The sequence below is a fragment of the Micromonospora deserti genome (genome assembly GCF_003236335.1).
Taxonomy (GTDB): Bacteria; Actinomycetota; Actinomycetes; order Mycobacteriales; family Micromonosporaceae; genus Micromonospora; species Micromonospora deserti.
Genome location: NZ_POUB01000240.1, coordinates 1 through 9,097, shown reverse-complemented (window position 1 = coordinate 9,097; position 9,097 = coordinate 1). Strand labels below are relative to the sequence as shown.

The 9,097-nt window shown below is 72.2% G+C and carries 10 protein-coding genes; 5 read left to right on the top strand and 5 right to left on the bottom strand.

The genetic code is table 11. The features are described 5' to 3' along the window. From C1I99_RS25130 to C1I99_RS25120, 3 genes are all read left to right on the top strand, one after another. A partial coding sequence (locus tag C1I99_RS25130) for a glycosyltransferase family 87 protein (RefSeq protein ID WP_233512702.1) occupies positions 1-1,234 on the top strand: 1,234 nt, incomplete at its 5' end. Further along, positions 1,231-1,863 carry a phosphoribosyltransferase gene (locus C1I99_RS25125; RefSeq protein WP_111136661.1) on the top strand — a complete coding sequence of 211 codons (633 nt, stop codon included), beginning with the start codon at positions 1,231-1,233 and terminating at the stop codon, positions 1,861-1,863. The genes C1I99_RS25130 and C1I99_RS25125, both read left to right, overlap by 4 nt. A gap of 19 nt (positions 1,864-1,882) precedes the next feature. Next, positions 1,883-2,209 (top strand): TFIIB-type zinc ribbon-containing protein, encoded by a 327-nt coding sequence (locus tag C1I99_RS25120; protein ID WP_111136660.1) that lies wholly within the window; start codon positions 1,883-1,885, stop codon positions 2,207-2,209. 275 nt (positions 2,210-2,484) lie between these two features. Here the strand turns inward: C1I99_RS25120 and dnaB are convergent, their stop codons facing one another. Further along, positions 2,485-3,876, bottom strand: a complete 1,392-nt coding sequence (dnaB, locus tag C1I99_RS25110) for a replicative DNA helicase (RefSeq protein ID WP_111136663.1) — start codon at positions 3,874-3,876, stop codon at positions 2,485-2,487. A 411-nt stretch (positions 3,877-4,287) separates the two neighbouring features. Here dnaB and C1I99_RS25105 point away from each other — a divergent pair, with 411 nt between their 5' ends. After that, positions 4,288-5,793 (top strand): hypothetical protein, encoded by a 1,506-nt coding sequence (locus tag C1I99_RS25105; RefSeq protein ID WP_111136658.1) that lies wholly within the window; start codon positions 4,288-4,290, stop codon positions 5,791-5,793. 168 nt (positions 5,794-5,961) lie between these two features. Here C1I99_RS25105 and rplI read toward each other — a convergent pair whose 3' ends face one another. From rplI to rpsF, 4 genes are all read right to left on the bottom strand, one after another. Next, a complete protein-coding gene (gene rplI, locus C1I99_RS25100) occupies positions 5,962-6,408 on the bottom strand; it encodes a 50S ribosomal protein L9 (protein WP_111136657.1) in 447 nt (148 codons plus the stop codon). 14 nt (positions 6,409-6,422) lie between these two features. After that, positions 6,423-6,662 (bottom strand): 30S ribosomal protein S18, encoded by a 240-nt coding sequence (gene rpsR, locus C1I99_RS25095; protein WP_013289355.1) that lies wholly within the window; start codon positions 6,660-6,662, stop codon positions 6,423-6,425. Between the two features lie 41 nt (positions 6,663-6,703). Beyond that, on the bottom strand, positions 6,704-7,237 hold the full coding sequence (locus tag C1I99_RS25090) for a single-stranded DNA-binding protein (protein WP_199562384.1): 534 nt from the start codon (positions 7,235-7,237) through the stop codon (positions 6,704-6,706). A gap of 80 nt (positions 7,238-7,317) precedes the next feature. Then, positions 7,318-7,608, bottom strand: coding sequence for a 30S ribosomal protein S6 (gene rpsF / locus C1I99_RS25085; protein ID WP_007073791.1), 291 nt, complete (start codon positions 7,606-7,608; stop codon positions 7,318-7,320). A 641-nt stretch (positions 7,609-8,249) separates the two neighbouring features. On the opposite strand from rpsF, the gene C1I99_RS25080 reads away from it, so the two are divergent. After that, positions 8,250-9,041, top strand: a complete 792-nt coding sequence (locus tag C1I99_RS25080) for a deoxyribonuclease IV (protein WP_111136656.1) — start codon at positions 8,250-8,252, stop codon at positions 9,039-9,041. The last annotated feature ends 56 nt before the right edge of the window (positions 9,042-9,097 follow it).

The following is a 9,097-nucleotide window of genomic DNA, read 5'->3' as shown; positions in this document are numbered from 1 at the left end:
CCCCTCCACCACCCGTCGCCGCGACTGGCGAACCCTCGACTCCGCCGCCGACGGGCTCGCCCTCGACCTCGGCCTGTACGCCGGTTCGGCCGGGTTCGCCGCGATCACCGCCGTCACCTCCACCCTGCTGCCGCACCGGGCCTGGGGAGGGATCGCGGCCGTCGGCTACCTTCTCGCCGCGCTCGCGGTGGCCGGCCAGCTACACGCCCGCCGTCGCGATCCCGCGTCCCCGCTGTCCGGGCTGCCGGCACGCTGGGCGATCACCGGGCTCGCCTGGGCCGCCACCACCCTCCTGCCGGTCGTCGTGCAGAGCGCCGAGCGGGCCGGCGGGCGCACCGACCGGGCGCAGGAGGAGGTGCTGGTCGTCGAGGAGTCGGGTCGACGCCTGGTCGACACCGGCACGCCGTACCTGGGGCACGACGCGATCGCCGCGCTGCCGCCCGGCGAGCAGCTACTCGGCTACACCCCGTACCAGCCGGGGATGGCCCTGTTCGGGTTGCCGCGGGCCGCGGTCGACGCCTGGTGGACCGACGCCCGGGTGTGGTTCGCGGTCGGCACCGCGCTGGCCCTCGCCCTGGCACTCCGCACCCTGCTCAGCGCTCCCCGGGCCGACGACCGCAACCGCCGGGACGCCGCCCTGCTGCGCGGTGCGCAGGCGGCCACCGTGCTGCCGGTCTGCGCGCTCACCCTCGCCACCGGGGGCGACGACCTGCCCGTACTCGCGCTCTGCCTGCTCGCGCTCGCCCTCGCTGCGGTCGGCCGGCCGGGCCGGGCGGGCATCGCGGTCGGGCTGGCCGGCGCCCTGAAGCTCTTCGCCTGGCCGGTCGCCGTCGTACTGATCATCTGGGGGGCGAGTCGCCGGGCCGGCCTGCGGGTCGCCGCCGGAGCCGTCGGGGTGCCGGCCGTCGCCCTGCTGCCGGCCCTGCTGGTCGACCGGGACGCCCTGGTCGAGAACGTGCTGCGCTTTCCGCTCGGTCACGGCCTGGTGACCAGCCCCGCGCAGTCACCGTTCCCCGGGCACCTGATCGCCGCCACGCTGCCTGCCGGTCGCGTGCTCGCCGCCGCGCTCGTCTGCGGGTACGGGCTGCTGGCCGCGATCCTGCTGATGCCCTCGACCCGGTTCGGCTACCTGCTCTACCCGCTCGCCCTGCTGGCCTGGGCCCCCGCGCTGAGCATCCCGGTTCCGCCAACTGGCGGGCGGTCGGCGGCGACAGGGCGTAGACCTGAGGCATGACCACCTACCGCGACCGCGAAGAGGCGGGTCGGATGCTCGCCGACCGGCTCACCGCCCTGATCGGCGAACCGGACGTCATCGTGCTCGGGCTGGTACGCGGCGGCGTGCCGGTGGCCCGGGTGGTCGCCGAACGCCTCGGCGCACCACTGGACGTCCTGGTGGTCCGGAAGCTCGGCATGCCGTGGGCGCGCGAGGTCGCGTTCGGCGCGCTCGGGCCCGGCGGCGTGCAGGTGCTCAACGACGTGGTCGCCAGCCGGCTCAGCAGCGAGGACATCGCCGAGGTGACCCGGCGGGAGCAGGCCGAGCTGGAGCGGCGCGAACGGCTCTACCGGGCGGACCGGCCGCCGCTGGACCTGATCGGCCGCATCGCGGTGGTCGTCGACGACGGACTGGCCACCGGGGCCAGCGCCCGCGCCGCCGTCCAGGTCGCCCGCCACCTCGGCGCCCGCCGGGTGGTGCTCGCCGTGCCGGTCGGCTCGCAGGAGGCGTACGAGATGCTGACCGCCGAGGCCGACCAGGTGGTCTGTGCCCAGCATCCACCGGAGTTCATGGCGGTGAGTGCCTACTACGACGACTTCCACGAGGTCTCCGACGACGAGGTGACGCAGGCGCTGACCGCGACCGCGTGAACGGACCAGGTACCGTCGGGTGATGAGCCTCACCTGTCCCAAGTGTCACGGAGAAATGCGCCAGTACGAGCGCAGCGGCGTCGTCATCGACCAGTGCTCGGAGTGCCGGGGAATCTTCCTCGACCGCGGTGAACTGGAGAAGCTGTTCGAGGCGGAGGCCAACTGGAACCGCCAGCAGGGCGTGCCGGCCGCCCAGCCCGTCCAGCAGCAGGGCAGCTACCCGGGGCAGCCCGGCCAGCAGCAGGGCGGCTACCCGCCGGCCCCCGCGTACGGGCAGCACCACGGCTACCACGGGCACTACCGGCGCAAGAAGCACAAGAGCTTCCTGGACGAGATGTTCGGCTGAGCGCCAACGGCCGGGCCGGCCCGACGCCGGCCCGGTCCCGCCCAGGAGGGCCGAGCTGGCCGAGCGGATCGGGCGCGCGACACGCCTGGTGGGCCCGCCGCTCCGCCGCCGTGTTCGACCGGCCCAGCACGTCGTACCTGTGGACCGACACCGCCCCGGCCGCCGTCCGCGCCGACCCCGCCGGCTGCGTCACCAGCCAGGGGCAGGTGCTGCGGGTGCGCTGTTCAGCTGAGCCGCCCCGGCGGGGAGGGCGAGGGGCGGGCGCCCGGCCGGGACTAGACGATCGCCATGTCCACGAACCGCGATAGGTGAAGCTGAGCCGCGACCGTCACGGTGTCGGTCGGCCCGTTCCGGTGTTTGGCGACGATGAAATCCGCCTCACCGGCGCGTGGGGACTCCTTGTCGTAGTAGTCGTCCCGGTGCAGCAGGATCACCACGTCAGCGTCTTGCTCGATCGACCCGGATTCGCGCAGGTCAGACAACTGCGGTCGCTTGTCGGTACGCTGCTCCGGCCCGCGGTTCAGCTGGCTGACCGCGATGACCGGGCACTCGACCTCCTTCGCCAGCAGCTTCAGGCCACGCGAAAGGTCAGCGACCTCCTGCTGCCGGCTCTCGGTGCGCTTCGGCGAGGTCATCAGCTGGAGGTAGTCCACCACGATCAGCTTCAGGTCGTGCCGCTGCTTGAGCCGGCGCGCCTTCGCCCGGATCTCCATCAGGTTCATGCTGGGCGTGTCGTCGACGAAGAGCGGCGCCTCGCTGATCTCACCCATGCAGCGGGCGAGCTTCGTCCAGTCATCGTCGGAGAGTTGGCCGCTGCGCAGCACGTGCAGCGGCACCCGGGCCTCCGCCGACAGAAGCCGCATGACGATCTCGACCTTGCTCATTTCCAGCGAGAAGATTGCTGAGGCATGGTTGGCACGGATAGCGGCATTTCGGGCAAAGTCCATAGAAGCTGTCGACTTACCCAAACCGGGCCGGCCTGCCACGATGATGAGTTGGCCCGGGTGCAGTCCGTTGAGCAGGCGGTCGAGGTCGGTGAAGCCGGTGGGCACGCCGGTCATCACGCCGCCCTGGGCACCCACCGCCTCGATCTCGTCGAGGGTCGGCTGGAGCATGTCCGCGAGGACGGCGAAGTCCTCGCTGACCCGGCGCTCCGTGACGTCGTAGACGGCCTGCTGGGCCAGGTCGACGATGTCGTCGACGTCCCGGCTGCCGCCGTTGGCGGTGCCGTAGCCGAGCTGCACGATCTTGGTGCCGGCCTCGACCAGCCGCCGGAGTACCGCGCGCTCGCTGACGATCCGGGCGTAGTAGGCGGCGTTCGCGGCGGTCGGCACGCTCGCGATCAGCGTGTGCAGGTAGGGCGCGCCGCCGATGCGGACCAGGTCGCCGGAGTCGGCCAGGGCCGCCGCCACGGTGATCGAGTCGGCCGGCTCGCCGCGGCCGTAGATCTCCAGGATGGTGTCGAAGATCGTGGCGTGCACCGGCCGGTAGAAGTCGTTGGACTTGAGGATCTCGACGACGTCGGCGATGGCGTCCTTGGAGAGCAGCATGCCGCCCAGCACGCACTGCTCGGCCGCCACGTCCTGCGGCGGGGTCTTGTCGAACTGACCGTCGCGTGGGGGTGGGGTGTTCGACTGCCCACCGCCGGACCACGACTCCGTCCGCATGTCGTCGGTGACCGACACGGGTCCCCCCTCCACTGCGTCGGATCCAGCTCCAGCTCTACTGCTGGGGTACGACAACCTCGACCTGCCGGTCGATCGGGGGTCATCGCGCGGCCGGTCGAGGGCCCACCATACGGAACGCGTGGTAATCGGCTCAACAACGACGGTGGACGAGCCTCGGGACAACCTGTGGACGCCGGTGGACAAGCATGTGCGCAGCGTGTGCACAGGTTGTGGACAACCGTTGGGGAATTCTCACCATCACCGCCTTGACCTGCGAAGATGCGATCCCCAACCTGTGGAGGAAGATATTTCGGTCAGACCGCCGGGTCATTCGTCCCGTACTATCTCCACCAACGGCTACACCTGGACAGCGGATTGCGCTTTGTGGTTGAGAAGGGTCACGCTCCGGCCGTGAGTTACCGGGACTGGGGACGCGGAGAGGATGGTCCGCGCGCGCGACAGCCGATCGCTGCGTGGGAAGATCCCGCCGAGCCGTCTCCGGCCGACCCGTACACCTCCGACGCCGACCGCTACCGCACGCCCAGCCGGCGGCGAGCCGTCGAGCGCGGCCAGCAGGAGCCGGCCGACACCTACCTGCCGCGCTGGGCGCTGGAGTCCGGTGTACGCAGCGCGGACGGCGGCGGCCGGCACGCCGCGCCGGACGACGACGAGGACGAGGCCGCACCGTCCTGGTCGGGCGCCGGCTGGCGGACCACCGAGACCACGAGCAGTTCGCGGCGGGTCAGCGAGACGAACTGGCGCGGGGCGGCCGACGCCCCCGAGGAGTTGGAGCACACCCGGGAGTGGACGCTCGACCGGCCGCAGGAACAGGGGTACGTGGGGAGCCGGCGCGCCGAGGACGATCCGGTCTCCGGGGTGACCCCGCAGAGCCGCCCCCGCCGGGCGCCGTCCCGCCGGCAGGAGGTGGTCTGGTCCGGTCTGGACGACGGTGAGGACACGTCCGAGCCGGTGCCGCCCTGGGAAGACCGGCCGGCCCGCCGGAGCCGGCGGGCCGCGGAGCCCGCCGTCGACCCGTGGGACCGGGAGGCGCGCCGTGCCGTCGAGCCGGAGCCGTACCGCCCGGCGGTGGACCCGTGGGACGCGTCGGGCATGCACTCGTGGCGGCCGGCGGGCGAGGACCGGTGGGACCGGACCGCCGGCGGCGGCCGGTGGGACGACGACACGAGCCAGTGGCACCAGCCGGACAGCACTGGCCAATTGGAGCGGTACACCGACGACGACGGGTGGGGCCGGACGGAGTCACCGCGCTCCGGCGGGGGCACCGGCGAGGGGTCGCCCTGGCTGGGTCAGGACGGTCGGGACGAGGGGTTCTGGTCGGGCACACGCCTGGCGGGGGACGATCCGCGGTGGATGGAACCACCCGCTTCCGCACCCCGGTCGCCGGTGGTCGCCTACACCGCGCCCCGGCCGCGCCCGGCCCCGCGGCGCCGCGCCGAGCTGGTCGATGCCGGGCGGGGTGCCGGCATGGCCTCGGTACGACGACGGATCGAGGCGGTGGGCGCGGGCACCTGGAGCCGGCGGCTCGAGGACGACCTGCTCGATCCCGATCAGGGCGGGCCGTTGCGACCGCTCCTCTACACGGCCGCCTGTTACCTCGTGCCGGTGGTGCTGGTCTTCGTCTGGTTGCTGACCCTGGACGGCCAGGCACCGCCCGGCTGCGTCACGGACATCACCGGCGGCGGCTGCGACTCGCCGCGCTCGCGGGCGCTCGGCTCGCTGGCCGCGGGCATGCCCCGGTTCGGGCTGGCGCTGGCGAGCAGCCTGGTCGTCGCGCTGCTGCTGCGCCGGGTGGGGACGACCTGGCGTTCAACGACGGTGGCGCTGGCCGCCGCGGTGGTCGGCGGCGGCCTGTCCACGGTGATGATCAGCGCGGTCACCGGCCAGCCGATCGGTTGATCGACCCGGCCGGCCTCGGCGCGGGTACGGCCACCGCCGCAACCGGCCGGCGCGGTCCGGATGCCCCGGCACGTCCCGCGGACCGGTCGACGGCCGGATTCGGAAACCGGACAGGCACAGGGCCCGCACCGATGAGTGGTGCGGGCCCTGTGTGGTGCGGGTGAGGTGTCAGCCCTGGACGACGTTGAGGTCGAACGTGGCGGTCACCTCGGGGTGCAGCTTGACGCGCACCGGGTGGGACCCAAGCGACTTGATGTGGCCGGGCAGCTCCAGCCGACGACGGTCGAGTACCGGGCCGCCGGCGGCCTTCACCGCATCGACGATCTCGGCCGGAGTGACCGAGCCGAAGAGGCGGCCACCGTCGCCGGCGCGGGCCTTCAGGTTGACCTTGAGGCCCGCAAGCTGGGCCTTGACCTCGTTGGCGTGGCCGAGGTCGCGGATCTCCCGGGCCGAGCGGGCCCGCTTGATCAGCGTGACCTGCTTCTCCGCGCCCTTGGTCCAGGCGATCGCGAAGCCCTGCGGCAGCAGGTAGTTACGGCCGTAGCCGTTCTTGACCTCGACGATGTCGCCCGGGGTCCCGAGGCCGGACACCTCCTGGGTGAGGATGATCTTCATATCCGGGCCCCCTCTCAGCGGGTCGTCGCCGTGTACGGCAGGAGCGCCATCTCACGGGCGTTCTTGACCGCACGAGCGATCTGCCGCTGCTGCTGCGAGGTCACGCCGGTCACCCGCCGAGCGCGGATCTTGCCGCGGTCGGAGATGAACTTGCGCAGCAGCGCGGTGTCCTTGTAGTCGATGTAGGTGATCCCGTCCTTGTCGAGCGGGTTCACCTTCTTCTTCGGCTTGCGAAGTGCCGCAGCCTTGGCCATTGCTCTTGCTCCTGGTTTGCGATCGCGGGCGCTCGGCGCCATTAGAACGGGGGCTCCTCGTCGAAGTTTCCGCCACCCGAACCACTGCGCGAGGGTGCCGGTGCGGCCGAAGCCCAGGGGTCGTCGAAGTTGCCTCCGCCGCCCTGGCCACCACCGCCACCGCCACCGAAGCCACCGCCACCGCCACCGGAGCGGGACATCTTCTGCACCTTCGCCGTGGCGTAGCGCAGCGACGGGCCGATCTCGTCGACCTCGAGCTCGATGACGGTGCGCTTCTCGCCCTCACGGGTCTCGTAGGACCGCTGACGCAGCCGGCCGGACACGATCACGCGGGTGCCGCGCTGAAGCGACTCCGCGACGTGCTCGGCGGCCTGCCGCCAGACGGTGCACGAGAGGAACAACGGCTCGCCGTCCTTCCACTCGCCGGACGCCTTGTCCATGAACCGGGGCGTCGAGGCGACCCGGAACTTGGCGACCGCAGCACCGGAGGGGGTGAACCGCAGCTCGGGGTCATCGGTCAGGTTGCCGATGACCGTGATGGTGGTGTCTCCTGCCATGACCATCTCCTCGCGCACTCATCAGTTCTGCCGTACAGGCTCTCAGAACCCTCCGACAGGGCCGATGAGGCTGATCCGGGCGTACCGGGGTTGAATGCTTAGCGCATCTCCGGCCGGATGACCTTGGTGCGCAGCACGGACTCGTTGAGCCGCAGCTGACGGTCCAGCTCGGCCACCGCCGCAGGCGTCGCCTGCAGGTCGACGACGGCGTAGATGCCCTCGGCCTTCTTGTTGATCTCGTACGCGAGGCGCCGGCGGCCCCACACGTCGGTCTTCTCGACCGAGCCACCCGCGGTCCGGATCACGTTCAGGTACGTGTCGAGCGACGGGGCGACGGTGCGCTCCTCGAGGCTGGGGTCGAGGATCACCATGATCTCGTAATGACGCAAGACGTGCTCACCTCCTGTGGGCTAGGCGGCCACGGTCCTTCCGTGGCAGGAGGTCGTGCGTCGTGGCCCGCTCGGCCCGGGGGAACCCGGCCGGACGCGGACAACCGGACCAGGATACCCGGCCCGGACGATCATGCCCGGGGTGGTCGGACCCGGGCCGGGAACGGCGACGGGGGCCCGCGTCGACGTCGGTGTCGGTGTCGATGCGCGCCCCCGTGCCAGGAGGCCGCGGGGCGTCCCGTCCGCATTCCTTGGGTGGGACCTGGGGAGGAACGACCACACCGATGAGGTTGGACCGGAGACGCCCCGCGGAGCTTTATCGTGTTGTTACCCGACGTTACATCGGCTCTCGCACCTTGTCGGGTAAATGGTGGAATTCTCCGCCAATCTCCCTGCCGGGCCGTGCCCGTCCGTCGAGCCGCCGGTGCCCCTCGGGGCAGACCCCGCCGCGCCGGGCCGCACGACGGGGTGCCCCACTTCCGGGCGGCCCGGTCCCGCCGGCGCGGCCAGCGCCGCCGGCCGACGGGCCTTCGACCCCACTCGCATCAACGACCGCAGACCCGTCCGGTGACGCGGGCGGGCGGACGGCTCCCGCCCCGCCGTCACCCCGCCCGTCGGGGACGCGACGTAGGCTCCCGGGCATGCGTATCGGAGCCCACGTCGATTCGACCGACCCGTTGGCGGAGGCGACCACCCGAGCGGCCGAGGCCGTGCAGTTCTTCCTCGCCGACCCGCAGGGGTGGAAGGCGCCCAAGCCCCGGGAGGACGCGGAGCGGCTGCGCGCCGCCGACGTTGACCTCTACGTGCACGCGCCGTACGTCGTCAACGTCGCGACCCTGAACAACCGGATCCGCATTCCCAGCCGCAAGTTGCTGCTGGCGCACGCGCAGGCGGCCGCCGCGATCGGCGCGAAGGGGCTGATCGTGCACGGTGGGCACGTCAACGCCGGGGACAACCTCGCCGTCGGCTTCGACAACTGGCGCAAGACCTTCGCGTACGCGGCGGAGTCGGGCGGCTTCGGCCTGCCGGTGCTGATCGAGAACACCGCCGGCGGCGAGAACGCCTGCGCCCGGCGGCTCGACGCGCTCGCCCGGCTCTGGGACGCCGTCGGCGACCACGGGGTGGGCTTCTGCCTGGACACCTGCCACGCCCACGCCGGGGGCGAGGAGCTGCTCGGCCTCGTCGACCGGGTCAAGGCGATCACCGGGCGGATTGACCTGGTGCACGCCAACAACTCCAAGGGTGCGTTCGGTTCGGGCCAGGACCGGCACGACAACCTCGACGGTGGCACGATCGACCCGGAGCTGGTGGTGGCCGTGATCCGCGCGGCCGGTGCCCCGGTGATCGTCGAGACGCCGGGCGGTGTGGAGGGCCAGGCCGCCGACATCGCGTTCCTGCGTGAGCAGCTCGGCGCGGAGAGCTCGGCGGCATGACGACCGACCGGTCCGCGACGGGCGCGACGCCCGCCCACCCCGCGGCCTCCGCCGAC

What these genes read in the sequence shown, in the direction of transcription:
- C1I99_RS25080 (WP_111136656.1), top strand. Translation starts at nt 8,250, where the DNA reads ATGCGTATCGGAGCCCACGTCGATTCGACCGACCCGTTGGCGGAGGCG.
- rplI (WP_111136657.1), bottom strand. Translation starts at nt 6,408, where the DNA reads ATGAAGATCATCCTCACCCAGGAGGTGTCCGGCCTCGGGACCCCGGGC.
- rpsR (WP_013289355.1), bottom strand. Translation starts at nt 6,662, where the DNA reads ATGGCCAAGGCTGCGGCACTTCGCAAGCCGAAGAAGAAGGTGAACCCG.
- C1I99_RS25125 (WP_111136661.1), top strand. Translation starts at nt 1,231, where the DNA reads ATGACCACCTACCGCGACCGCGAAGAGGCGGGTCGGATGCTCGCCGAC.
- dnaB (WP_111136663.1), bottom strand. Translation starts at nt 3,876, where the DNA reads ATGCGGACGGAGTCGTGGTCCGGCGGTGGGCAGTCGAACACCCCACCC.